Below are 24,114 nucleotides of genomic sequence, written 5' to 3'. Positions count from 1 at the left end.
GCCGGGGGCGTCGCGGCTTTTCAGCCTGCGGAGCGTCAGCTCTCGTTGCCGCCACGGCGCTTGCGGGCGAGCAGGACGAGCGCGCCGCCGAGCAGCAGCACCCCGCCGCCGGCCGCCGCGATCATCGGGGTGGCGTCGCTGCTACCGGTCTGGGCGAGCGCCGGCGCGCTGGTGGTGGGCGCCGGGACGGGGGTCCTGCTCGGGGTGGGCGTGGCCGACGGGCTCGGGCTGGCCGGAGGCGTGACCGGCGGAGTCGGGGTCACGGTCGGCGTGGGGGTCGGCGTCGGGGTGGGGGTGGGCGTGGGAGTCGGGGTGGGTGTGGGGGTCGGGGTGGGCGTTGGGGTGGGCGTTGGGGTCGGAGTCGGCGTGTGGCACGGCTCGATGGTCTTGGTCTCGTTGATGTTCCAGCCCTTCTCGTTCGGGTTCTCCGTGGTGGTGACCACCAGGTTCGCCTTGATCGGGGCATTGTGGTCCTTCACCGGGAAGGTGCCGTGGAACTCCTTCGGGAAGATCTTGCCGTCCAGGACCTTCTCACCGTCGATGGTGAGGCTGACGGTGTTCTTCACGGTCTCGTTGCCGCTGTAGTTGATCAGATCGACCACGACCTTGTCGCAGGTCACCGTCCACGTCGGCACGTGTGCCGAGGCGTTGGACGCCAGCGCCAGTGGCAGTAGAAAGCCGGCCGCAGCCGTCCCGGCGAGTGCCGTGGCGCCGATCGCGAAGTGCCGCTGCTGTCGCACCATTACCTTGTTCCCCTCCGAACGGTCCTGTGCAGCAGGCGTGTTGAGTGTTTCGCGGTGGCCCGCTACGACTGTCCGGGGGACTCTACCGGCACTTCCGCACCCTGCCACACCCCGCCGTACGACCGGATTTCGACTGTCCGTCCGTCTTCCGATGTGCACGACCAGCCCATCACAGCCGCCACCTCGCGGAACACGGATTCGGCAAAGCCGAATGAACTTGGTCACTTTCAAGACAGAACGGCGCCCCCGGTGATCGAGTCGAGTCACCGAGGGCGCCGTTTCGGTCAGTTGACGAACTCACGTCGACCGGCTCGGGCGGTTTCAGGCCTTCCGGGCCGCCTTGCGCCGGGCGGCCACCACGATCGCCCCGCCGGCCGCGAGCACGACCGCACCGCCGACGGCCAGCGGCAGCACCGGACCGGAGCCGGTGTGCGCCAGGTCGCCGCCCGCGTCCGGCCGGGCGGACGGACTGCCCGAGGCCGCCGGAACGGCCGTCGAACCGCCGGCCGACGCACTGGCCGAACCGCTCGCCCCGGGCGTGCCGGTCACCGGGGCGGACGGGCCGCCCGAGGGGCTCGCCGAACCGCTCGGGGAGGCCGACGCGCTCGGAGTGGCCGACGGCGAGCCGCTCGGCACCGTCGGCGTGCCGGACGGCGTCGGGACGGTGGTGCCCGGCAGGCAGCCGGTGTAGGGGTAGTGGTGCGTCTCGGCACCGGAGGTGCCGGTCAGCGAGGCGGCGATGACCGAACCGTTGATCGGTGCACCACCCGTCCCAGGCCCGCCGTTGACGCCCGGGGTGTTCAGTGAGACGGCGGCGTTGGGCGCCAGCACCGTCCCGGCCCAGGCGGCGTCGCCCTTCTTGGTCACCTTGGTCGCGGTCGGAAAGTTCCAGAGCAGCCTGGAGCGGATCGCCCCGCCCGACGCGCTCTGGCTCTTGTCGTCCAGCACGAAGGCTGACTTGCTCTGGTCCCAGAGAAGGAAGCCGCTCGTCCCGGCCGCCGCCATGTCGTACGAACCGCCGGTCACGTTGATCACGGTCACCGCCCCGACCGGCACCTTGACGTACACCTCCTTGGCGCCCTGCAGCTTCGCCGCGTCGACGGTGAAGCTGTTGTACTTCGCGTCCCCGCCGGTGAACGTCAGCTTGGCGCCCTCGGCCTGGACGGTGGCGCCGGCGGTCTGGGGCACGGCGGCCAGCGAGGTGGCGGCGGCGCGCAGCTTGGCGAACTCGGCCTTGAAGTCGATCGGCGAGGCACCCTGGGCGACGGCGCCCTGGTGGGCCTGGACGACAGCGCCGTCGGCCTTGGAGCCGTAGACGCCGTTGCCCTTCATGACCTGGGTGTTGTGGCCGGTGATCTTGCCCGCCACGACCAGGGCGTTCTTGCCCGGCAGGGCGTCGACCTCGGCCGGGGTGAGTTCCTGGCCGACCGAGAAGCCGCCGGTGAAGTCGGCGTTGCCGCCGACCGCGACCGCACCCTCGGCGTCCGGGGTGTGGGTGTCATCGCCCTCGATGAACTCGCCGTAGAGGTTGGCGACCCCGAGGCTGCGGCACTCCTGGTCGGCGCCGACGGCCTGGGCGGCCGGCGCGACGAGGCCGGCCAGTGCGAGCGAGCCGCCGACCGCGAGCGCGGCGGCGGAAGTGGATATGCGCATGTGCAGGATCTCCGCTTACGTGCGGGAGGAGTGGGGAATGGCCCGAAAAAGGTATGGACCAATCCGCACTCTTTCTGCCAACCGGGTGATTGGTCAAGACCAATTCGCCCCTTGACCGAACCGCCCTGGTTTGTCCGCGTGTCGCTCCCCTGCGTGTCGGCGGCCACCGACCGCTGCACCGCCCGCACCGGGCCGCCGCCACCGCCCGCGCCCCGCCCCAAGATCGCCTGTAAGGCCGCCTACGATGGACCCCGTGCCTAACCCCTTCTCCCTGCTCGCCGAGCGCTGGCAGCCATCCGCCGAGATGGTCCGGCGCGCCGCGTTCGCCGCGCTGGTGATGAGCGTGGTGATCGTCGTCACCGGCGGCGCCGTCCGCCTCACCGCCTCCGGCCTCGGCTGTACGACCTGGCCCCGCTGCACCGACGAGAGCCTGACGCCCACCGCCGAGATGGGCTTCCACGGCGTCGTCGAGTTCACCAACCGAATGCTCACCTACGTGCTGAGCGCCGCCGTCGGCTGGGCGATCCTGGCCGCCCGCTGCCACCGGCCCTGGCGGCGCAGCATGACCAAGCTCGGCTGGGCGCAGTTCTGGCTGGTGATGAGCAACGCCGTGCTCGGCGGCATCACCGTGCTGACCGGCCTCAACCCGTACACCGTGGCACTGCACATGATCGCCGCGATGGCCCTGGTCTGGGTCGCGCTGCTGATGTGGGAGCGGTCCAAGGAGGGCGACGGCCCGGCGCAGCTGTCCGTGGCCCGGCCGATCCACCAGCTCTCGCACGTCCTGGTCACCGTGATCGGCCTGCTCGTCGCGGCCGGCACCCTGGTGACCGGCGCCGGCCACCACCCGGGCACGCCGAAGGACAACAAGATCGTCCCGCGCATCCCGATCGACTACGACCGCCTCGCCCAGTTCCACGCCGACTTCGCGTTCGTCTCGGTCGGCCTGGCCATCGCGGTGATCTTCGTCTTCGCCGCCGTCAAGGCGCCGCAGCCCGCCCGCGCCCGGGCCAAGGAGCTGCTCGCCGTCCTGCTGCTGCAGGGTGTGCTCGGCTTCATCCAGTACTTCACCGACGCCCCCGAGCTGATGGTCGGCCTGCACATGCTCCTCGCAGCGCTGACCTGGATCGCCGCCCTGCGCGTCCCCCTCGCCCTGCGCACCCGCGGGACCGAGCAGGTCGCCGACCAGCTCCCCGCCCAGACCCCGCAGCCCGCCTCGGTCTGAGCAGAAGCGAGACTCACGGCGAAGGCCCCATCCCCCGATGGGGCCTTCGCCGTGTTGTCACAGCAGCTGTCGCCCGTCGTGCGTCCGGATGCTCGTGGCGTGCCGTCCCGCAGCGCATCCAGGACACGGATCGGACGAGGGTGATCCGGCTGAAGGTGAGCGAACGGGCTCGGTGCGGCAGCCGATCAGGCGCTCACCGACCTGGGCGAGGATGACCGGAAGATGCGCGTTGCGGTGCTCGGCGACGTGGCCACCGGGTACCTGACCGCCGGGGCCGTCGACCAAGCCGTGGAGATCGGCCGACGGGCCCTGGCAGCAACCGTGGAGAGCGAGACGACAATGGGCCGCGTCCGGCTGGCCGCGCTCGCGGAGCAGTTGCCGGAGACGGCAGCGGCCCGGCACCTCCGCGAGGAGATCCGGGCCGCGCTCGGGTAGGCGCTCAGCTGGCGGTGGTCTCGGCGTTCACCCAGTCCAGATACGCGTTCGATCCGGTGACCACCGGGACTCCGATGATCTCTGGGGTGTCGTAGGAATGGAGTTCACCGATCCGGGCTGCCAGCCGGTCGGCGAGGTCCGCGCGGGTCTTGAAGTCGATCCGCCACTCGCCCTCGTTCTGCACGTCGCCGTCCCACCAGTACACGGAGTTGATCGCGTACACCTGCGCGCAGGCCGCGAGGCGGTCCCGCACCACTGCGGCGGCAAGCTCACGGGCCTTGGTCTCATCGTCATGGGTCGTGGTCACCACGATGAAGTCACGGTTCGGCATGAGCTTGAGCGTACGGGGGTGGGGCAAGGCTCACGACTACCTACCGGCGAGGCCATCGGCCGGTTCCCACCCGGCTACACCGGAGTTTCGGGATCACCGTCTCGCGACCCAGCCAGCGCGTGTGGATCGAAAGCGAGGACGGGCCGGGCTGGAACCTCCCCATCCGAAACGACGGCCCGGTTCCCCCAGGCGGGGGAACCGGGCCGTTCGTCGTACCGCAGGGCCGGTCAGATCTGGATGCCGGCCATGCGCTTCCACTCGTACGGGCCGGTCTTCACCTTGAGGCCCAGCTCGCCCTCGAAGTCGTCGTGCAGGGTCAGCCCGGCCAGCTCGGCGGCGCGCTTGCCCACGGCGTAGCTGGGGGCCACCTGGTCGCCCCAGGCGCCGTCCGCGCCCACCACGACGATCCGGGTGGCCACGGCGCCGACGTACTCGACGACCGCGTCGGCGCTGCCCCCGTGCTGCCGGGCGAAGCTGGTCAGGTTCTTGGCGATGCGCTTGGCACGGCGCTCGGTACGGGCGTCCGGCGCGGTGGCGGTCTCAACGCTGCTCATGCCCGCATGCTACCCACCGGTAGCGGCGCTGGCGACGGGAGCGCCCTGTGCACCGGGCCACATACTGGAGAAGTGACCTTCTCCGGTTGGCCGGCCGAGGCGCTCGACTTCTACGAGCAGCTGGAAGCCGACAATTCCAAGACCTTCTGGCAGGCCCACAAGGGGCAGTACGAGGACGCCGTACGGACCCCGATGGAGCACCTGCTCGCCGAACTGGAGCCGGAGTTCGGGTCGGGGAAGATCTTCCGGCCCAACCGCGACGTCCGGTTCAGCGCCGACAAGTCCCCGTACAAGACCCACATCGGCGCGCACCTGGAGAGCGGCGGCTACATCCAGCTCTCCGCCGATGGCCTGGCCTGCGGCAACGGCTTCTACCACCTCGCCCCGGACCAGCTGGAGCGCTACCGCGCCGCCGTCGCCGAGGACGTGAGCGGCGCCGAGCTGGAACGGGTGATCGCCCGGGTGGAGCGGGCCGGCCCGCAGGTGCACGGCCGGGACAGCCTCAAGTCGGCCCCGCGCGGCTACCCCAGGGACCACCCCAGGATCGAGCTGCTGCGCCACAAGGGCCTGGTGGCCTGGCAGGACTGGGAGCCCGCGAAGTGGCTGGGCACCCGCGCCGCGTACACCCGGATCACCGGCTTCCTGCACGCCTCCCAACCGCTGCGGGACTGGCTGGACGGCCACGTCGGCCCCTCCGAGCTCCCCGCCCGCTGAGAACGCGAAGAGCCCCGGTCCGCCTGGACCGGGGCTCTCCTCATAAGTCTCTACTTGACGAACGGGTCGATCGCGCAGACCACCATCAGCAGCGACAGGTAGGTGATCGACCAGTGGAACAGCCGCATCTCCTTGAGCTTCGCGCCCACGATCCCGGCCTTGGCCCGCCCGTACAGCGCGTGCGCCTCGCGCAGCCAGGCCCCGCCCAGCAGCACCGCGGCGACCGGGTACAGCCAGCTCATGTGCCCCAGCGGCCAGAGCGCCAGCGAGACCGCCACCATCACCCAGGAGTAGGCGACGACCTGCTTGCCGACCGCCACGTTGCCCTTGATGACCGGCAGCATCGGAACGCCGGCCCGCTCGTAGTCCTCTCGGACCTTCATCGACAGCACCCAGGTGTGCGGCGGCGTCCAGAAGAACACCACCAGGAAGAGCACCACCGCGGCCCAGGAGACCGAGTTGGTCACCGAGGACCAGCCGACCAGCACCGGCATGCAGCCGGCGATGCCGCCCCAGACGATGTTCTGCGAGGTGCGCCGCTTGAGCCCGAGCGTGTAGACGAACACGTAGAACAGCAGCGCGCCCAGCGCCAGCCAGGCGGACAGCCAGTTGACCCCGTAGCCCAGCAGCAGGGTCGAGACCACCGCGAGCACGACGCCGAAGACCAGCGCCTCGCGCGGCGAGACCATCCCGGTGACGATCGGGCGCCGCTCGGTGCGCGACATGACCGCGTCGATGTCCCGGTCGATGTACATGTTGAGGGCGTTGGCGCCGCCCGCCGAGAGGTAGCCGCCGACGACGACCTTCAGCACCAGCAGCATGTTCGGCACGCCCTGCTGGGCCAGGAACATCACCGGCACGGTGCTCATCAGCAGCAGCTCGATGATCCGCGGCTTGGTCAGTGCGACGAACGCGCCGACACGGGCCCCGAAGGGCCGGCGCGCAGGAGTCGCCCCGGTGACCCCGGCGGGACGGGTTTCGACGGCGGTCACTAACACCCCAACTGAAGATGAATCTTCGCAGGCGTCCACAGGAACGAAGGGTCCCGAATCGTCCGCTCTGCGCGTACCACGACACCATAGACGCTCCATATATCGCATCCGGCTCCGGGGTCCCCCGGCGAGGCGTAACGCACACCCCCGGGTGAACCGCCCGGGCGGGGTCGTCGGGGCCCTCCGGGGGGCCTCTGCCGGGGCCCGCTCGCCCGTCCTGACCACCGGAGCGGCGCGGGGCCGCGAATCGGGAGAGTCTGGGACAAATCCAGCCCGACCGTCCCAGTGGGAATCTGCGTGCGGAATTGCCGGTTGTCCCAGCACGGAGGGTGAGCCGTGACCCGGACGGTAGGCTCGCACGCAGAAGCGGGATCTACCCTCCGTGACCGGCACCACCCAACGTCGGGACCACAGCGCCGTGGCCGACCCGGTCCCCATTCACGGGGTCACTCTTCACAACGGAAGGAGCCCTGAGACAGGGTGAGCACTGCGCCGACGAACGCATTCGAGTGGACCGATCTGGACGAGCGCACGGTCGACACCGCGCGGGTCCTGGCCATGGACGCCGTCCAGAAGGTCGGCAACGGACACCCCGGGACGGCCATGTCGCTGGCCCCGGCGGCGTACCTGATCTTCCAGCGGTTCCTGCGCCACGACCCGACCGACCCGTCCTGGGTCGGGCGCGACCGCTTCGTCCTCTCCCCCGGGCACACCAGCCTGACTCTCTACACCCAGCTCTACTTCTCCGGCTACGGCCTGGAGCTGGACGACCTCAAGGCCTTCCGTGTCGCGGGCAGCCGCACCCCCGGCCACCCCGAGCACGGCCACACGGCCGGCGTGGAGACCACCACCGGCCCGCTCGGCCAGGGCATCGCCAACGCGGTCGGCATGGCGATGGCCGCCCGCTACGAGCGCGGCCTGTTCGACCCCGAGGCCCCGGCCGGCGAGTCCCCGTTCGACCACACCATCTGGGCCATCGTCTCCGACGGCGACCTGGAGGAGGGCATCTCCGCCGAGGCCTCGTCGCTGGCCGGCCACCAGAAGCTGGGCAACCTGGTCGCCCTCTACGACGACAACCACATCTCGATCGAGGGCGACACCGACACCGCCTTCTCCGAGGACGTCCTCAAGCGCTACGAGGCGTACGGCTGGCACGTCCAGCGGGTCGCCCCGAAGGCCAACGGCGACATCGACGTGGCCGCCCTCGCCGAGGCGCTGGCCGCGGCCAAGGCCGAGACCTCCCGGCCCTCGATGATCGCGATGCGCACCATCATCGCCTGGCCGGCCCCGGACGCCCAGAACACCGCCAAGGCGCACGGCTCCGCGCTCGGCGCCGCCGAGATCGCCGCCACCAAGAAGGTCCTGGGCTTCGACCCGGAGAAGACCTTCGAGGTCAGCGACCAGGTCATCGAGCACGCCCGCCAGGTCATCAAGCGCGGCAAGGCCGCCCGCGACCAGTGGCAGCAGGGCTTCGACGCCTGGCGCGCCGCCCACCCGCAGGCCGCCGCCGAGTTCGACCGGATCCGGGCCGGCGAGCTGCCCGAGGGCTGGAAGAAGGCCGTCCCGTCCTTCCCGGCCGGCAAGGACGTCGCCACCCGCAAGGCCTCCGGCGACACCCTCAAGGCCCTCGGCGCGGTGATCCCGGAGCTGTGGGGCGGCTCGGCCGACCTCGCCGAGTCCAACCTCACCACCATCGACGAGGACAGCTCCTTCCTCCCCGAGGGCAACCCGCTGAAGTCGGCCAGCCCCTACGGCCGGACGATCCACTTCGGCATCCGCGAGCACGCCATGGGCTCGACCATGAACGGCATCGCCCTGCACGGGAACACCCGCGTGTACGGCGGCACCTTCCTGGTCTTCGCCGACTACATGCGCCCGGCCGTCCGCCTGGCCGCGCTGATGAAGCTGCCGGTCACCTACGTCTGGACGCACGACTCGATCGGCCTCGGCGAGGACGGCCCGACCCACCAGCCGGTCGAGCACCTGGCCGCGCTGCGCGCCATCCCGGGCCTGGCCATGGTCCGCCCGGCCGACGCCAACGAGACCGCCGTCGCGTGGCGCACCGTCATCGAGCGCCAGACCAGCCACCCCGGCCCGGTCGGCCTGGCGCTGACCCGCCAGGGCGTGCCGACCTTCGACCGCGAGGTCTTCGGCTCCGCCGAGGGCACCGCGAAGGGCGGCTACATCCTGGCCGAGGCCTCCACCGGGGCTCCGGAGGTGATCCTGCTCGGCACCGGCTCCGAGGTCCAGCTGGCCGTCCAGGCCCGCGAGGCGCTGGAGGCCGAGGGCATCGCCACCCGGGTGGTCTCGCTGCCGTCCTTCGAGTGGTTCCAGGAGCAGGACCAGGCCTACCGCGACAGCGTGCTGCCGCCGTCGGTCAAGGCCCGGGTGTCGGTCGAGGCCGGCATCGCCCAGGGCTGGCGCGAGCTGGTCGGCGACCACGGCCGGATCGTGTCGCTGGAGCACTTCGGCGCCTCCGCCGACTACAAGGTGCTGTTCGAGGAGTTCGGCATCACCGCCGAGCGCGTGGTGGCCGAGGCCCACAACGCCCTGCGATCCCTCGAGGCCGTCAACCGCTAGCGGCTCCGGGCCGCGTGCCCGCCCGCACGCGGGCACGCGGCCCCCTCCGACCACCCCACGAAGCAAGAAGAACAAGGGACTGAAGCACCATGACTGACGCACTGAAGCGCCTCAGCGACGAAGGCGTTGCGATCTGGCTGGACGACCTCAGCCGCAAGCGGCTGAACTCCGGCAACCTGGCCGAACTGGTGCAGAACAAGCACGTGGTGGGCGTGACCACCAACCCGACCATCTTCCAGAAGGCCATCGCCGGCGCCGGCGACGACTCCTACGACGGCCAGCTGCGCGACCTCGCCGTCCGCAAGGTCACCACCGACGAGGCGATCCGCATGATCACCACCTCGGACGTGCGCGACGCGGCCGACGTGCTGCGCCCCGTCTACGACGCCTCCAACGGTCGCGACGGCCGGGTCTCCATCGAGGTCGACCCCCGCCTGGCGCACGAGACCGCCACCACCGTGGCCGAGGCCAAGCAGCTGTGGTGGCTGGTCGACCGCCCGAACGTCTTCATCAAGATCCCCGCGACCAAGGCCGGCCTGCCCGCGATCAGCGAGGTCATCGGCAAGGGCATCAGCGTCAACGTCACGCTGATCTTCTCGCTGGAGCGCTACAAGGCCGTCATCGACGCCTACCTGACCGGTCTGGAGGCCGCCAAGGCCAAGGGCCTGGACCTCTCCCAGATCGAGTCGGTCGCCTCCTTCTTCGTCTCCCGCGTGGACACCGAGATCGACAAGCGCCTGGACAAGATCGGCGGCGAGGCCAGGAACCTGCGTTCCAAGGCCGCGCTGGCGAACGCCCGCCTCGCGTACCAGGCGTACGAGGAGGTCTTCGGCAGCGTCGACGGCAAGACCGCCGGCAACGCCCGCTGGACCGCCCTGGAGGCCGTCGGCGCCAAGCCGCAGCGTCCGCTGTGGGCCTCCACCGGTGTCAAGGACCCGGCCCTGCCGGACACCCTGTACGTCACCGAGCTGGTCGCCCCCGGCACCGTCAACACGATGCCCGAGGCCACCCTGGACGCCACCGCCGACCACGGCGTGGTCACCGGCAACACCATCGTCCCCAACTACGCCGACGCCAAGGCCGTGCTGGACGCGATCGCCGCCGCCGGCGTGGACTACGACGACGTCGTGCAGCTCCTGGAGGACGAGGGCGTCGAGAAGTTCGAGCAGTCCTGGAATGAACTGCTCGACACCGTCACCGCCTCGCTCGCCTCCTTCGCCGACGAGAAGTGACCCCTGCTCACAGCCAGCGCACGAAAGCGGAGCCCATCAAGTGAGCACTGATTTCCCCGAGTTGACGTCGGAATCGGACGCGGACGATCTCCCGCCCGCGGCCGTCAACCCGCTTCGTGACCCCTCCGACCGACGGCTCCCGCGCATCGCGGGGCCGTCCGGTCTGGTCATCTTCGGGGTCACCGGCGACCTGTCCCGCAAGAAGCTGATGCCGGCCATCTACGACCTGGCCAACCGCGGTCTGCTTCCGCCGGGCTTCTCCCTCGTCGGCTTCGCCCGCCGCGAGTGGGACGACGAGGACTTCGCCAAGGAGGTCCACGACGCCGTCCGGGACCACGCCCGCACCCCGTTCCGGGAGGAGGTCTGGCAGCAGCTCGCCAAGGGCATGCGCTTCGTCCACGGGACGTTCGACGACGACGACGCCTTCGACAAGCTGCGCGAGACCATCGAGGAGCTGGACAAGGCCCAGGGCACCGGCGGCAACTTCGCCTTCTACCTGTCCGTCCCGCCGAAGTTCTTCCCGACCGTCGTCCAGCAGCTCAAGAAGCACGGCCTGGCCGATCCGCCGCAGGGCTCCTGGCGCCGCGCGGTCATCGAGAAGCCCTTCGGCCACGACCTGGAGAGCGCCCAGGAGCTCAACAAGGTCGTCCACGAGGTCTTCCCCCGGGACGAGGTCTTCCGGATCGACCACTACCTGGGCAAGGAGACGGTCCAGAACATCCTGGCGCTGCGCTTCGCCAACCAGATGTTCGAGCCGATCTGGAACCGGTCGTACGTCGACCACGTGCAGATCACCATGGCCGAGGACATCGGCATCGGCGGCCGGGCCGGCTACTACGACGGCATCGGCTCCGCCCGTGACGTCATCCAGAACCACCTGCTGCAGCTGATGGCGCTCACCGCCATCGAGGAGCCCGCCTCCTTCCACCCGAAGGCGCTGGTGGCCGAGAAGCTCAAGGTGCTCAGCGCCGTCAAGCTCCCGGCCGACCTCGGCCGGCACACCGTGCGCGGCCAGTACGCCTCGGGCTGGCAGGGCGGCGAGGAGGTCGTCGGCTACCTGGACGAGGACGGGATCGACCCCGAGTCCAAGACCGACACCTACGCGGCCATCAAGCTGGAGATCAACAACCGCCGCTGGGCGGGCGTCCCGTTCTACCTTCGGACCGGCAAGCGCCTGGGCCGCCGGGTCACCGAGATCGCGGTCGTCTTCCAGCGCGCCCCGTACCTGCCCTTCGACTCCTACGCGACCGAGGAGCTGGGGCAGAACGCCCTGGTCATCCGGGTCCAGCCGGACGAGGGCGTGACGGTGCGGTTCGGCTCCAAGGTGCCGGGCACCTCCTTCGAGGTCCGGGACGTCACGATGGACTTCGCCTACGGTGAGTCCTTCACGGAGTCCAGCCCGGAGGCGTACGAGCGGCTCATCCTCGACGTGCTGCTCGGCGACGCCAACCTGTTCCCGCGCCACCAGGAGGTCGAGCTCTCCTGGCAGATCCTCGACCCGATCGAGAAGTACTGGGACAGCCACGGCAAGCCCGCCCAGTACGCGGCGGGGACCTGGGGCCCCGTCGAGGCGGACGAGATGCTCGCACGAGACGGCAGGAGCTGGCGCCGGCCATGAAGATCGACCTCACCAACACGACGTCCAGCAAGATCAACGCCGCGCTGATGGAGGCGCGCCGGGCCCGCGGCTCCGGCGCCGCCGGCATGGTGCTCACCCTGGTGATAGTGACCGACGAGGGCAGCGCCTACGACGCCCTCAAGGCCGCCAACGACGCCTCCCGCGAGCACCCGATGCGCACCCTCGCGGTGATCAAGCGCGCCGGGCGCTCGCCCCGGGCGCGGGCCGAGACCCGGCTGGACGCCGAGATCCTGGTCGGCTCGGACGCCGGCTCCGGCGAGACGGTCGTCCTGCGGATGCACGGCGAACTCGCCTCGCACGCCCAGTCGGTGGTCCTGCCGCTGCTGCTGCCGGACGCCCCGACCGTCGTCTGGTGGCCGGACAACGCGCCGCACCACCCGGCGCAGGACCCGCTGGGCTCGATCGCCCAGCGCCGGATCACCGACGCCGTCACCGCGGAGTCCCCGGTCGGCCAGCTCGCCCAGCGCGCCCAGAGCTACACCCCGGGCGACACCGACCTGGCCTGGACCCGGATCACCGGCTGGCGCTCGATGCTGGCCGCCGCGCTGGACCAGCGGCCGTCCACGATCGTCTCCGCGGTCGTCGAGGGCGAGTCCTACAACCCCAGCGTCGAGCTGCTCGGCCTCTGGCTGACCAACCGGCTGCGCGTGCCGGTCGAGCGGGTCGTCACCAACGGCCCCGGCATCACCGCGGTGCGCCTGCGCACCAAGGACGGGGACATCACCCTGGACCGCCCGGACGGCCTGCTGGGCACGCTGTCCATGCCCGGCTCGCCGGACCGCCAGGTGGCGCTCAAGCGGCGCGAGACCTCGGAGCTGATCGCCGAGGAGCTGCGCCGCCTGGATCCGGACGACATCTACGCGACGGCCGTGCGCACGCCCGTCGAGCGGCTGCAGGAACCGGTCAACGCCGAGACCGAGGCGGCCGAGAGGGTCGCCCGCGAGGTCGCCGAGGAGGCCGAGGTCGCCGTCGAGGAGGCCGCCGAGGCCGCCGTGGCCAACCCGGACCGGGTGACCGCCGAGGCCGCGGAGCGCAAGCCCGCGCGCAGGGCCGCCGGCAAGCGCACCACCAAGGAAGGCGCATGACCAACGCGACTCCGCAGCTGGTCGTCCACCGGGACAAGGAGCTGATGGCCCAGGCGGCCGCGGCCCGGTTGATCACCCGGATCGTGGACGCCCAGGCCGCCCGCGGCAGCGCCTCGGTGGTGCTCACCGGCGGTCGCAACGGCAACGCCCTGCTGGCCGCGATCGCCGCCTCCCCGGCGCGCGACGCGGTCGACTGGGGCCGGCTGGACCTCTGGTGGGGCGACGAGCGCTTCCTGCCCGCCGCCGACCCGGAGCGCAACGCCGTCCAGGCCCGCGCCGAGCTGCTGGACGCCGTCCCGCTCGACCCGGCGCGGGTGCACGAGATGCCCGCCTCGGACGGGGTGGACGGCTCGGACGTGGAGGCCGCCGCCGCCCGCTACGCCGAGGAGCTGGCGAAGGCGGCCGGGCCGGGCGACCGGCTCGGCGTCCCGGCCTTCGACGTGCTGCTGCTCGGCGTCGGCCCGGACACCCACGTCGCCTCGCTCTTCCCCGAGCACCCGGGCGTGCGGGAGACCGAGCTGACCGTGATCGGCGTCCGCGGGGCCCCCAAGCCCCCGCCGGTGCGCATCTCGCTCACCCTCCCGGCGATCCGCACCGCCCGCGAGGTCTGGCTGCTGGCCGCCGGCGAGGACAAGGCGGGCGCGGTCGCGCTGGCCCTCTCCGGCCCCGGCGAGCTCCAGGCGCCCGCCTCCGGCGCGTACGGCCGCAGCCGCACCCTGTGGCTGCTGGACCGCGCCGCCGCGGAGCGGATCCCGCCGCAGCTCTACCCGCCGGCCTCCGCGTAACCGGATCCGGCAACGCCGAAGGGCGCCACCGTCGTTCGACGGTGGCGCCCTTCGTGCTGTTGCCGCTGTCCGGGCCGGAGCCGTTCCGCTCAGATCTCGCCGCGGAGCTTCGCCAGCGCCTCCGCCAGGATCGCCTCGCCGTCGGCGTCGGTGCGCCGCTCACGGACGTAGGCGAGGTGGGTCTTGTACGGCTCGTTGCGCGAGGGCGCCGGCGGGTTGTGCTGGTCCTGCCCCGCGGGGAAGCCGCAGCGCGGGCAGTCCCAGGTCTCCGGGATCGCCGCTTCGGCGGCGAAGCTGGGACGGGTCTCGTGCTTGTTCGCGCACCAGAAGGAGATCCGGTTGCGCGGGGCGGACTCGCCGCGCTCCGCCTCGCCCATCGGGCCGGCCCCGACCCTGCTGCCACGGATGGCATTGCCACTTGCCACGGTCTGACTCCCTGCGTACTGGTGCGCCGACCCGCCGCGGTGCGCGTCGGTGGCGAAAGTCGTCCTAGTGTAAGCAGGAGTTAAGCATCCGCCACCATCGCCTCCGCACCCGACCGTCCCAGGATAGGCGCTCGGGCGACGGGGCGTCAGGGATACGTCAGCTCTGGTACTTCAGCACCAGGCCCAGGACGATGATGCACGCGAACCACCCCGCGCCGACCACGATGGTGATGCGGTCCAGGTTGCGCTCGGCCACCGCCGAGCCGCCGCCGGTGGACATCGCGCCACCGCCGAACATGTCGGACAGGCCGCCGCCCTTCCCCTTGTGCAGCAGCACGAGCAGGATCATCAGCAGACTGAAGATGATCAGGGCAATCGAGAACCCGAGAACCACGACGGGACCAACTCTCTCGTATCTTCGGCGAAGGGGCCGGGCCGCGTACGGCGGTCCGGCCCCAAAGCCTACGTTGCTGCGGCGGCGTTAGCCTACTGCCTGCTCACGGTAGCGCACGATCTTGACGAACTCGTCGGCGTCCAGCGAGGCACCGCCGACCAGGCCGCCGTCGATGTCGGGCTTGGCCATCAGACCGGCCGCGCTCGACGACTTCACCGAACCGCCGTACAGCACCCGGACCTTGCCGGCCAGCTCGGCGTCGTACAGCTCGGCGATCCGCTTGCGGATGGCGGCGCAGACCTCCTGCGCGTCCTCCGGGGTGGCCACCTCGCCGGTGCCGATCGCCCAGACCGGCTCGTAGGCGACCACGATCGACTCGGCCTGGTGGGCCGGGACGTCGGCCAGGCCGCCGTCCAGCTGCGCCAGGGTGTACTCGACGTGGGTGCCGGCCTTGCGGATCTCCAGCGGCTCGCCGACGCACAGGATCGGGGTGATCCCGGCGCGGTAGGCGGCCTTCACCTTGGCGTTGACGATCTCCTCGTCCTCGCCGTGGTACTGGCGGCGCTCGGAGTGGCCGATCACCGCGTAGGTGCACTTGAGCTTGGCCAGCATCGGGCCGGAGACCTCGCCGGTGTAGGCCCCGCCGTCGTGCTGCGAGATGTCCTGCGAGCCGTACTTGATCTTCAGCTTGTCGCCGTCGACCAGGGTCTGCACCGAGCGCAGGTCGGTGAACGGCACCAGGACGGCGACCTCGACGGCCTCGTAGTCCTTGTCGGCCAGCGCGAAGGCCAGCTTCTGGGTGTGCTGGATGGCCTCGAGGTGGTTGAGGTTCATCTTCCAGTTGCCCGCCATCAGCGGGAGACGGTCGGTCATGTGTTTCAGTCCTCCAGAGCGGCGAGACCGGGGAGGGTCTTGCCCTCCAGGTACTCGAGGCTGGCGCCACCGCCGGTCGAGATGTGTCCGAAGGCGTTCTCGTCGAAGCCCAGGATGCGGACGGCCGCGGCGGAGTCGCCGCCGCCGACCACGGTGAACGCGTTGCTGTCGATCAGGGCCTGGGCGACGGCCCGGGTGCCGTTCGCGTAGTCCGGGTGCTCGAAGACGCCCATCGGACCGTTCCAGAACACCGTGCCCGCGTCGGCCAGCTTGGCCGCGTACAGCTCGCGGGTCTTCGGGCCGATGTCCAGGCCCTCCTCGTCGGCCGGGATCTTGTCCGAGTCGACGGTCGAGGGGTTCGCCGGGGCCTTGGTCTTGAGGTCCGGGAAGTCGGCGGAGACCAGGACGTCCGCCGGCAGCACGAACTCGACGCCGCGCTGCTCGGCCTCGGCCAGGTAGCCGAGGACGGTCGGGATCTGGTCCTCCTGCAGCAGCGAGATGCCGACCTCGTGGCCCTTGGCCTTGAGGAAGGTGTACGCCATGCCGCCGCCGATCAGGATCCGGTCGGCCTTCTTCAGCAGGTTGTCGATCACTCCGAGCTTGTCGGAGACCTTGGCACCGCCGAGCACCACCACGTACGGGCGGGCGACGTCCTCGGTGAGCTTCCTCAGCACGCCGACCTCGGTGGCGATCAGGTCGCCCGCGGCGTGCGGCAGCAGGGCCGGCAGGTCGTACACCGAGGCGTGCTTGCGGTGCACGGCGCCGAAACCGTCGCCGACGTACAGGTCGGCCAGCGCGGCCAGCTGCTCGGCGAAGGCCTTGCGCTCGGCGTCGTCCTTGCTGGTCTCGCCGGCGTTGAAGCGCAGGTTCTCCAGCAGCGCGACCTCGCCGTCCGTCAGCGCGGCCACGACGGCCTTCGCGCTGTCGCCGACGGTGTCGGCGGCGAAGGCGACGTCCTTGCCGAGGATCTCGCCGAGGCGCTTGGCCGCCGGGGCGAGCGAGAACGCCGGGTCCGGCGCGCCCTTGGGGCGGCCGAGGTGCGAGGCGACGACGACCTTCGCGCCGGCCGCGGCCAGCTTGGCGATGGTCGGCGCGACGGCGCGGATCCGGCCGTCGTCGGTGATCGTGTCACCGTCCAGCGGCACGTTCAGGTCGGCGCGCACGAAGACGCGCTTGCCGTCGATACCGGCTTCGATGAGCTCTTCGATGGTCTTCACGGGGATTCGGTTTCTCCTGGGGAGATGGTTGATGCGCAGTGAGGCGGCACGGCGCAGGGGCCGCCTGAGAAGTCCTTGAGCGCGGAACGAGGGCCCGGTCGGCACCGTACGCCGTCCGGGCCCTCGCCCCTACATCACGTCAGCTCCCGCAAGGTCAGAGCTGCCCGCCGACGAGGGCGACCAGGTCGACGACGCGGTTCGAGTAGCCCCACTCGTTGTCGTACCAGCCGAGCACCTTGACCTGGTTGCCCTGGACCATGGTGAGGCTGGAGTCGAAGATGCAGGAGGCCGGGTCGTTCACGATGTCCGAGGAGACGATCGGGTCCTCGGTGTAGGCCAGGATGCCCTTGAGCGGGCCCTCCTGCGCGGCCTTCTGGAAGGCCGCGTTGACCTCGTCCTTGGTGACCTCGCGCTCCAGGGTGACGACCAGGTCCGTGATGGAGCCGGTCGGGACCGGGACGCGCAGCGAGGTGCCGTCCAGCTTGCCCTTCAGCTCCGGCAGGACCAGGGCGGTCGCCTTGGCGGCACCCGTCGACGTCGGGATGATGTTCTGCGAGGCCGCACGAGCACGGCGCAGGTCCTTGTGCGGGAAGTCCAGGGTGACCTGGTCGTTGGTGAACGCGTGGACGGTGGTCATCAGACCCTTGACGATGCCGAAGCTCTCGTTCAGCACCTTCGCCATCGGCGCCACGCAGTTGGTGGTGCAGGAGGCGTTGGAGATGACGTGGTGGTTGGCCGCGTCGTACTTGTCGTCGTTGACACCCAGGACGATGGTGACGTCCTCGTCGGTGGCGGGCGCCGAGATGATGACCTTCTTCGCGCCGGCGGCGAGGTGCTTCTTCGCGGCCTCGGCCTTGGTGAAGATGCCGGTGGACTCGACGACGATGTCGGCGCCCAGGGCGGCCCACGGGAGGTTCGCGGGGTCACGCTCGGCGGTCACCTTGAAGGTGTGGCCGTCGACGGTGATGCTGTCCGCGGTGTGCGAGACCTCGCCCGGGAAGGTACCCAGGGTGGTGTCGTACTTGAGCAGGTGAGCCAGGGTCTTCGTGTCGGTGAGGTCGTTGACACCGACGATCTCGATGTCCGCGCCCTGGGCCTTGACCGCGCGGAAGAAGTTGCGGCCGATGCGGCCGAAGCCGTTGATGCCTACCCGGATCGTCACGAACCGATCTCCTCGTTAGGTACGCCGGGCGCGAGGCCCGACGGGGGTGAGATTTGGGAAGTCCCCGACCGCCTACGACCCTACCCCTCCGGGGCCTCGCACGGCACATCGCACCGCCTGCCGAGACCGGGCGTGGCGCGGCCGAAACCCGATTTCAGGCCGTCCGGCCTTGCTCCGCCGGGCAGTTGGTCCCGGGCCAGTGGTCTCTACCAATTCGGGTGTGCCGGCAGGTCCGGAAACCCGTTCGGGACGCCGTCCGCGACCCCGTCCGGGAAGCGGCCGGACGGCGGTCCCGGAACGCCGACGGCCGGCGCCCCGGATCGGGGCACCGGCCGTGTGTTCGTCACGGAGCGTGAGCGTCAATTCAGCGCCATCTCGTCGGTGAGGCTCGCCTCGGTGCTCGGCAGGCCGAGCTCGGAGGCCCGCTTGTCCGCCATCGCCAGCAGCCGGCGGATCCGACCGGCCACCGCGTCCTTGGTCAGCGGCGGGTCGGCGAGCGCGCCCAGCTCCTCCAGCGAGGCCTGCTTGTGCTGCATCCGCAGCTGGCCGGCCGCGGCCAGGTGCTCCGGCACCTCGTCGCCGAGGATCTCCAGCGCACGGGCCACCCGGGCGCCGGCCGCCACCGCGGCGCGGGCCGAGCGGCGCAGGTTGGCGTCGTCGAAGTTGGCCAGCCGGTTGGCGGTGGCCCGCACCTCGCGCCGCATCCGGCGCTCCTCCCAGGCGAGCACCGACTCGTGCGCGCCGAGCCGGGTCAGCAGGGCGCCGATCGCGTCGCCGTCGCGGATCACCACCCGGTCCACGCCGCGCACCTCGCGGGCCTTGGCCGGGATGCCGAGCCGGCGGGCGGCGCCGACCAGGGCGAGGGCGGCCTCGGAGCCGGGGCAGGTGATCTCCAGCGAGGAGGAGCGGCCCGGCTCGGTGAGGGAACCGTGCGCCAGGAAGGCCCCGCGCCAGGCCGCCTCGGCGTCGCAGGTGGCCCCCGAGACGACCGCCGGGGGCAGGCCCCGGATCGGGCGGCCGCGGCCGTCCACGAGCCCGGTCTGGCGCGCGAGCAGCTCGCCGTCCTTGACCACCCGGACCACGAAACGGCTGCCGCGGCGCAGCCCGCCGGGAGCCATCACCACGAGGTCCGAGGAGTGCCCGAAGATCTCCAGCAGGTCCTTGCGCAGCCGCCGTGCCGCCGCTCCGGTGTCCAGCTCCGCCTCGATCACGATGCGGCCGCTCACGATGTGCAGCCCGCCCGCGAACCGCAGGATCGCCGACACCTCCGCCTTGCGACAGCAGGCCCGGGTGACCGGGAGCCGGCTGATCTCGTCCTTCACCGCTGGAGTCATCGCCATGGCCCGATCCTTCCATGTGTCCGGAAAATCCGGTCGTACGCTGCCGCCAACAGCTCGGGGTCGTGTCGCGGCGTCCCGTCGGTGCGGGCCACCGAGCCGAGTACCAGAGCCGCGCCCATCCGCTCGGCGGCCTTCTCCAGGCCGTCCAGGTCGGCCTGGCCGAAGGCCCCGCCGGTGACGGCGCGCTCGTCCACCAGGATCGCATCCACCGCGAGGTCCGGAGCGTGGTCGGCGATGACCTCCAGGTGACGCTGGGGGGTGAAGCCCTCGGTCTCGCCGGGCTGGGGGGCCAGGTTCAGGGTGAGCAGGCGGCGGGCGCGGGTCTCGGTGAGCGCCTTGGCCAGGTCGGGCACCAGCAGGTGCGGCAGCACGCTGGTGAACCAGGAGCCGGGGCCGAGCACCACCCAGTCCGCCTCCCGGACGGCGGTGACCGCCTCCGGGACGGCGGGCGGCCCGTCCGGCAGCAGCCGGATCGACTGCACGGTGCCCGGGGTCACCGCGACGTGGGCCTGGCCGCGGACGGCCGTGACCTCGGTGGGGTGCCGCGGGTCGTGGCCGCGGACGGTCGCCTCGATGTCCAGCGGCACCGCCGACATCGGCAGCACCCGGCCCTGCACGTTGAGCAGCCGGCCGACCCAGTCCAGTGCCGCCACCGGGTCGCCGAGCTTCTCCCAGAGCGCGACGATCAGCAGGTTGCCGACGGCGTGGCCGCCGAGCTCGCCGTTGCCGGTGAAGCGCTGCTGGATCACCTCGGACCAGGTGCGGCCCCAGTCGTCGTCCCCGCACAGCGCGGCCAGCGCCTTGCGCAGGTCGCCCGGCGGCAGCACGCCGAGCTCCTCGCGCAGCCGACCGCTGGAGCCGCCGTCGTCGGCGACGGTGACCACGGCGGTGAGGTCGGTGGTGAGCCGGCGCAGCGCGGACAGCGAGGCGGACAGGCCCTGCCCGCCGCCGAGCGCGGCGATCCTGGGCGCCGGATTGGTGCGGGCGGGACTGCTGCGCGGGCGGCCCGGCGCCGTGGGCCGGGCCGGGCTGCCCGCCCGGTCACCGGTCCTGCTCTGCGGCTGCCGCCCGGGCACGTATCCCGCCACAATCACCTCGCGTTCCTCGGCCCGCCGACCGCTCCGCCGGCGGGCCCGGCAGGGAGGCGGCGGTTACTCCCGTCCCATGTCACGGTGGACGAGCACCGTCTCGACTCCGTCGGCGATGAGACGCTTGGTCAGACGCTCGGACATGGCGACGCTGCGGTGCTTGCCACCGGTGCAGCCTACGGCAAGCGTCATGTAGCGCTTCCCCTCGCGGCGGTATCCCTCGGTGATGACGCGCAGCAGCTGGGCGTAACCGTCCAGGAACTCGTTGGCTCCGGGCTGCTGGAAGACGTAGTCGGCGACGTCCGCGTCGGTGCCGGTGCGGGCCCGCAGTTCGGGCACCCAGTGCGGGTTGGGCAGGAAGCGACAGTCCACCACGAGGTCGGCGTCGACGGGCAGGCCGTACTTGAAGCCGAAGGACATCACGGTGGCGCGCAGCTCGGGCTCGTCGTGGTCGGCGAACTGGGCGTCCAGCTTGGCGCGCAGCTGGTGCACGTTGAGGTTGGAGGTGTCGATCACCAGGTCGGCCTCGCCGCGCAGGTCGCGCAGCAGGTCGCGCTCCTGGGCGATGCCGTCCACGATCCGGCCGTCGGCCTGCAGCGGGTGCGGGCGGCGGACGCTCTCGAAGCGGCGCACCAGCGCCTCGTCGGAGGAGTCCAGGAAGACGACCCGGAGCCGGACGCCGCGCTTCTCCAGCTCGTCCAGCGAGGTGAGCAGGTCGTCGAAGAACTGCCGGCCGCGGACGTCCACGACCACGCCGATCCGGGCGACGTTGCCCTGGGAACGGGCGCCCAGGTCGACCATGGTCGGGATCAGGGCCGGCGGCAGGTTGTCCACCACGAACCAGCCGAGGTCCTCCAGGCACTTGGCGGCGGTGGAGCGGCCGGCTCCGGACATGCCGGAGATGATCACCAGCTCCGGCGCGTTCTCGGCCACGTCTGACACGGTCACTTCGGTTCCCCGCTCTCGGTCTTTCTGCTGGGGAGAACGCGTACGGCTCGGCCGCCCTTCCCCGGCCCGGGCAGGCGGGCGGGGCCGGGGCACACCGGCTGACGGGCGGCGTCGGCCGTCATGGCGTCTCCTGGGATGGTGCGGTCTGGGGTGCTGCTGCCACCGGCTCGGTAGTCTCGTCGACCCCGTCCTCGATGATCTCGCCGGTCGCGGTGTTGACCGCGGGTGCGGCGGGTGTACGGGACGACAACGCCTCCGCAACAGTCTGCGCGGTGCGGCGTCCGATGCCGGGTACCTCGCAGAGCTCGTCCACGGTGGCGGCCCTGAGCTTCTTCAGCGAACCGAAGTGCTTGAGCAGCGCCCGGCGGCGAGTCTCGCCGAGGCCCGGGACGGAGTCCAGTTCCCCGGCGGTGAGTCGCTTGGAACGCTTGTTGCGCTGATAGCTGATCGCGAAGCGGTGCGCCTCGTCGCGGACCCGCTGGAGCAGGTAGAGGCCCTCGCTGGAGCGGGGCAGCACCACCGGGTCGTCCTCGCCGGGCAGCCAGACCTCCTCCAGGCGCTTGGCCAGGCCGCACAGCGCGACGTCGTCGATGCCGAGTTCGTCCAGGGCGCGCCTGGCGGCGGCGACCTGCGGCTGTCCGCCGTCGACGACCAGCAGCTGGGGCGGGTAGGCGAAGCGCTTGGGGCGGCCGTCCTCGGTGCGCGGGCCGTCCTCGGGCCGGCCGTCCTCGAAGGGGCCCTCCTCGGGCTCGGGGACGGCCCACTCGCCGGTCTGCTCGCGCTCCTGGAGGTAGCGGCGGAAGCGCCGGCTGATCACCTCGTGCATCGAGCGGACGTCGTCCTGGCCCTCGAAGCCCTTGATCTGGAAGCGCCGGTACTCGCTCTTGCGGGCCAGGCCGTCCTCGAAGACGACCATGGAGGCGACCACGTCCTCGCCCTGGAGGTGGGAGATGTCGTAGCACTCGATGCGCAGCGGGACGGAGTCCAGCTCCAGCGCGTCGGCGATCTCCTGGAGGGCGCGGCTGCGGGTGGTGAGGTCGGAGGCGCGCTTGGTCTTGTGCAGCGCGAGCGCCTGCTGGGCGTTGCGCTGCACGGTGGCCATCAGGTCCTTCTTGTCGCCGCGCTGGGGGACGCGCAGGTCGACCTGGCTGCCGCGCAGGCCGCCGAGCCACTCGCGGACCGGCTCCACCGGGTCCGGCAGGGCGGGGACGAGCACCTCGCGCGGGACGGACTCGCCGCCGCCGTAGAGCTGCTGGAGGGCGTGCTCGACCAGGCCGGCGGTGTCGACGTCCTCGACCTTGTCGGTGACCCAGCCGCGCTGGCCGCGCACCCGGCCGCCGCGTACGTGGAAGATCTGCACGGCGGCTTCGAGTTCGTCCTCGGCGACGGCCAGCAGGTCGGCGTCGGTGGCGTCGGCGAGCACGACGGCGTTCTTCTCCATCGCGCGCTTGAGGGCGCCGATGTCGTCCCGCAGCCGGGCCGCCTTCTCGTACTCCAGGTCGGCGGCGGCCTCGCGCATCTGCTCTTCCAGCCGGCGCAGGTAGTTGCCGGTGCGTCCGGCCATGAAGTCGCAGAAGTCCTCGGCCAGCGCCCGGTGTTCGTCCGCCGAGACCTTGCCGACGCAGGGCGCGGCGCACTTGCCGATGTAGCCGAGCAGGCAGGGCCGGCCGACCTGGCGGGCGCGCTTGAAGACGCCGTTGGAGCAGGTGCGGACGGGGAAGACGCGCAGCAGCAGGTCGACCGTCTCGCGGATCGCCCAGGCGTGGCCGTACGGGCCGAAGTAGCGCACGCCCTTCTTGTGCGCCCCGCGCATCACCTGGACCCGCGGGTACTCCTCGTTGAGGGTGACGGCGAGTTCCGGATAGCTCTTGTCGTCGCGGTACTTGACGTTGAACCGCGGGTCGAACTCCTTGATCCAGGAGTACTCCAGCTGGAGCGCCTCGACCTCGGTGCCGACCACGGTCCACTCCACCGAGGCGGCGGTGGTGACCATGGTCGCGGTGCGCGGGTGGAGGCCGGCCAGGTCCTGGAAGTAGGAGGACAGGCGCGGCCGCAGGCTCTTGGCCTTGCCGACGTAGATGACCCGGCCGTGGGCGTCACGGAACCGGTAGACGCCGGGGGACGTCGGGATCGCACCGGGCGCGGGGCGGTAGGTGCTCGGGTCAGCCATGGGTCCACCGTACCGACTGCGGCCGGGGCCACGGGGCGGAGATCGTCAAGGGGGACCGTGGCGGTCGTGAGGCGGTCAACTCGGTCAGCTCGGGGTCACCTTGAGGTTGCCGCCCTCGACCGTGACGGTGTAGGCGGGCAGCGGGGTGGAAGCCGGTCCGTCCTGCACGGCGCCGTCGGCGATGGCGAAACGGCTGCCGTGGCAGGGGCACTGGATCTGGGCGTCCTTCACCTGGTCCACGAGGCAGCCGGCGTGGGTGCACCGGGCGTTGAACGCCTTGTACTGGCCGGCGGTGGGCTGGGTCACCACGATCTTCTGCTCGCGGTAGACCTTGCCGCCGCCCTCCGGCACGGCCGAGGCCGGGCCGAGGTCGACCGGGCCCTTGAGGGCGCCCTTGTCGGAGGAGGACGAGGACGAGCATCCGCTGACCGCCATGGTGCCGCCGGCCGCCAGGACGGCCGCGGCCCCGCAGAGCAGGGTGCGGCGGGAGGCGGCGGGGCTGGTCTCGGGGGCCTCGGACATCGGTGTG

General features: G+C 71.5%; 23 protein-coding genes. 8 read left to right on the top strand and 15 right to left on the bottom strand.

The features are described from left to right. Positions 1 to 35 precede the first annotated feature (35 nt). Together ACWDBE_RS09375 and ACWDBE_RS09370 are read right to left on the bottom strand one after the other, a co-directional pair. Positions 36 to 743 carry an LAETG motif-containing sortase-dependent surface protein gene (locus ACWDBE_RS09375; protein WP_449807626.1) on the bottom strand — a complete coding sequence of 236 codons (708 nt, stop codon included), beginning with the start codon at positions 741 to 743 and terminating at the stop codon, positions 36 to 38. A gap of 321 nt (positions 744 to 1,064) precedes the next feature. After that, complete coding sequence (locus ACWDBE_RS09370; protein ID WP_449807625.1) at positions 1,065 to 2,396, bottom strand: choice-of-anchor A family protein; 1,332 nt, start codon at positions 2,394 to 2,396, stop codon at positions 1,065 to 1,067. A gap of 244 nt (positions 2,397 to 2,640) precedes the next feature. On the opposite strand from ACWDBE_RS09370, the gene ACWDBE_RS09365 reads away from it, so the two are divergent. After that, positions 2,641 to 3,621 (top strand): COX15/CtaA family protein, encoded by a 981-nt coding sequence (locus ACWDBE_RS09365; protein WP_449807624.1) that lies wholly within the window; start codon positions 2,641 to 2,643, stop codon positions 3,619 to 3,621. 222 nt (positions 3,622 to 3,843) lie between these two features. Beyond that, on the top strand, positions 3,844 to 4,056 hold the full coding sequence (locus ACWDBE_RS09360) for a hypothetical protein (RefSeq protein ID WP_449807623.1): 213 nt from the start codon (positions 3,844 to 3,846) through the stop codon (positions 4,054 to 4,056). A 4-nt stretch (positions 4,057 to 4,060) separates the two neighbouring features. On the opposite strand, the gene cutA is transcribed toward ACWDBE_RS09360, so the two are convergent. Continuing rightward, positions 4,061 to 4,387: a divalent-cation tolerance protein CutA gene (gene cutA, locus ACWDBE_RS09355; RefSeq protein ID WP_449789338.1), complete on the bottom strand. Its 327-nt coding sequence runs from the start codon at positions 4,385 to 4,387 to the stop codon at positions 4,061 to 4,063. A 227-nt stretch (positions 4,388 to 4,614) separates the two neighbouring features. Further along, a complete protein-coding gene (locus ACWDBE_RS09350) occupies positions 4,615 to 4,941 on the bottom strand; it encodes a hypothetical protein (RefSeq protein ID WP_449789337.1) in 327 nt (108 codons plus the stop codon). A 72-nt stretch (positions 4,942 to 5,013) separates the two neighbouring features. On the opposite strand from ACWDBE_RS09350, the gene ACWDBE_RS09345 reads away from it, so the two are divergent. After that, positions 5,014 to 5,655, top strand: a complete 642-nt coding sequence (locus ACWDBE_RS09345; protein WP_449807622.1) for a DUF2461 domain-containing protein — start codon at positions 5,014 to 5,016, stop codon at positions 5,653 to 5,655. Between the two features lie 50 nt (positions 5,656 to 5,705). On the opposite strand, the gene ACWDBE_RS09340 is transcribed toward ACWDBE_RS09345, so the two are convergent. Beyond that, positions 5,706 to 6,653, bottom strand: a complete 948-nt coding sequence (locus ACWDBE_RS09340; RefSeq protein ID WP_449789335.1) for a heme o synthase — start codon at positions 6,651 to 6,653, stop codon at positions 5,706 to 5,708. Between the two features lie 474 nt (positions 6,654 to 7,127). On the opposite strand from ACWDBE_RS09340, the gene tkt reads away from it, so the two are divergent. The 5 genes from tkt to pgl all read left to right on the top strand — a co-directional run bounded on the left by tkt (position 7,128) and on the right by pgl (position 13,968). Further along, a complete protein-coding gene (gene tkt, locus ACWDBE_RS09335) occupies positions 7,128 to 9,227 on the top strand; it encodes a transketolase (RefSeq protein ID WP_449807621.1) in 2,100 nt (699 codons plus the stop codon). A gap of 89 nt (positions 9,228 to 9,316) precedes the next feature. Next, a complete protein-coding gene (gene tal / locus ACWDBE_RS09330) occupies positions 9,317 to 10,459 on the top strand; it encodes a transaldolase (protein WP_449789333.1) in 1,143 nt (380 codons plus the stop codon). 61 nt (positions 10,460 to 10,520) lie between these two features. After that, positions 10,521 to 12,077 (top strand): glucose-6-phosphate dehydrogenase, encoded by a 1,557-nt coding sequence (zwf, locus tag ACWDBE_RS09325; RefSeq protein WP_449789421.1) that lies wholly within the window; start codon positions 10,521 to 10,523, stop codon positions 12,075 to 12,077. Continuing rightward, on the top strand, positions 12,074 to 13,183 hold the full coding sequence (gene opcA / locus ACWDBE_RS09320; RefSeq protein WP_449789332.1) for a glucose-6-phosphate dehydrogenase assembly protein OpcA: 1,110 nt from the start codon (positions 12,074 to 12,076) through the stop codon (positions 13,181 to 13,183). Before zwf ends, opcA begins: the two co-directional genes overlap by 4 nt. After that, positions 13,180 to 13,968 carry a 6-phosphogluconolactonase gene (pgl, locus tag ACWDBE_RS09315; RefSeq protein ID WP_392878520.1) on the top strand — a complete coding sequence of 263 codons (789 nt, stop codon included), beginning with the start codon at positions 13,180 to 13,182 and terminating at the stop codon, positions 13,966 to 13,968. Before opcA ends, pgl begins: the two co-directional genes overlap by 4 nt. 89 nt (positions 13,969 to 14,057) lie before the next feature. Here pgl and ACWDBE_RS09310 read toward each other — a convergent pair whose 3' ends face one another. The 10 genes from ACWDBE_RS09310 to ACWDBE_RS09265 form a co-directional block, all read right to left on the bottom strand. After that, positions 14,058 to 14,345, bottom strand: coding sequence for an RNA polymerase-binding protein RbpA (locus ACWDBE_RS09310; RefSeq protein WP_223245297.1), 288 nt, complete (start codon positions 14,343 to 14,345; stop codon positions 14,058 to 14,060). 205 nt (positions 14,346 to 14,550) lie between these two features. After that, positions 14,551 to 14,787, bottom strand: a complete 237-nt coding sequence (gene secG, locus ACWDBE_RS09305; RefSeq protein ID WP_449789331.1) for a preprotein translocase subunit SecG — start codon at positions 14,785 to 14,787, stop codon at positions 14,551 to 14,553. Between the two features lie 87 nt (positions 14,788 to 14,874). Further along, on the bottom strand, positions 14,875 to 15,660 hold the full coding sequence (gene tpiA / locus ACWDBE_RS09300; RefSeq protein ID WP_449807620.1) for a triose-phosphate isomerase: 786 nt from the start codon (positions 15,658 to 15,660) through the stop codon (positions 14,875 to 14,877). A 5-nt stretch (positions 15,661 to 15,665) separates the two neighbouring features. Beyond that, complete coding sequence (locus ACWDBE_RS09295) at positions 15,666 to 16,877, bottom strand: phosphoglycerate kinase (protein WP_449807619.1); 1,212 nt, start codon at positions 16,875 to 16,877, stop codon at positions 15,666 to 15,668. A 154-nt stretch (positions 16,878 to 17,031) separates the two neighbouring features. Next, positions 17,032 to 18,039 (bottom strand): type I glyceraldehyde-3-phosphate dehydrogenase, encoded by a 1,008-nt coding sequence (gap, locus tag ACWDBE_RS09290; RefSeq protein WP_449789328.1) that lies wholly within the window; start codon positions 18,037 to 18,039, stop codon positions 17,032 to 17,034. 359 nt (positions 18,040 to 18,398) lie between these two features. Further along, complete coding sequence (gene whiA / locus ACWDBE_RS09285) at positions 18,399 to 19,379, bottom strand: DNA-binding protein WhiA (protein WP_360340925.1); 981 nt, start codon at positions 19,377 to 19,379, stop codon at positions 18,399 to 18,401. Next, positions 19,370 to 20,467, bottom strand: coding sequence for a gluconeogenesis factor YvcK family protein (locus tag ACWDBE_RS09280; protein ID WP_449807677.1), 1,098 nt, complete (start codon positions 20,465 to 20,467; stop codon positions 19,370 to 19,372). Before ACWDBE_RS09280 ends, whiA begins: the two co-directional genes overlap by 10 nt. 63 nt (positions 20,468 to 20,530) lie before the next feature. Next, complete coding sequence (rapZ, locus tag ACWDBE_RS09275; RefSeq protein ID WP_380455137.1) at positions 20,531 to 21,415, bottom strand: RNase adapter RapZ; 885 nt, start codon at positions 21,413 to 21,415, stop codon at positions 20,531 to 20,533. Between the two features lie 118 nt (positions 21,416 to 21,533). Continuing rightward, positions 21,534 to 23,585, bottom strand: a complete 2,052-nt coding sequence (uvrC, locus tag ACWDBE_RS09270; RefSeq protein ID WP_449807618.1) for an excinuclease ABC subunit UvrC — start codon at positions 23,583 to 23,585, stop codon at positions 21,534 to 21,536. Positions 23,586 to 23,669: 84 nt separating this feature from the next. Next, a complete protein-coding gene (locus tag ACWDBE_RS09265) occupies positions 23,670 to 24,107 on the bottom strand; it encodes a Rieske (2Fe-2S) protein (RefSeq protein WP_449807617.1) in 438 nt (145 codons plus the stop codon). Between the last annotated feature and the right edge of the window lie 7 nt (positions 24,108 to 24,114).

It is taken from the genome of Kitasatospora sp. NPDC001132 (assembly GCF_053598415.1).
This window is presented reverse-complemented; position numbering and strand designations above follow the sequence as displayed.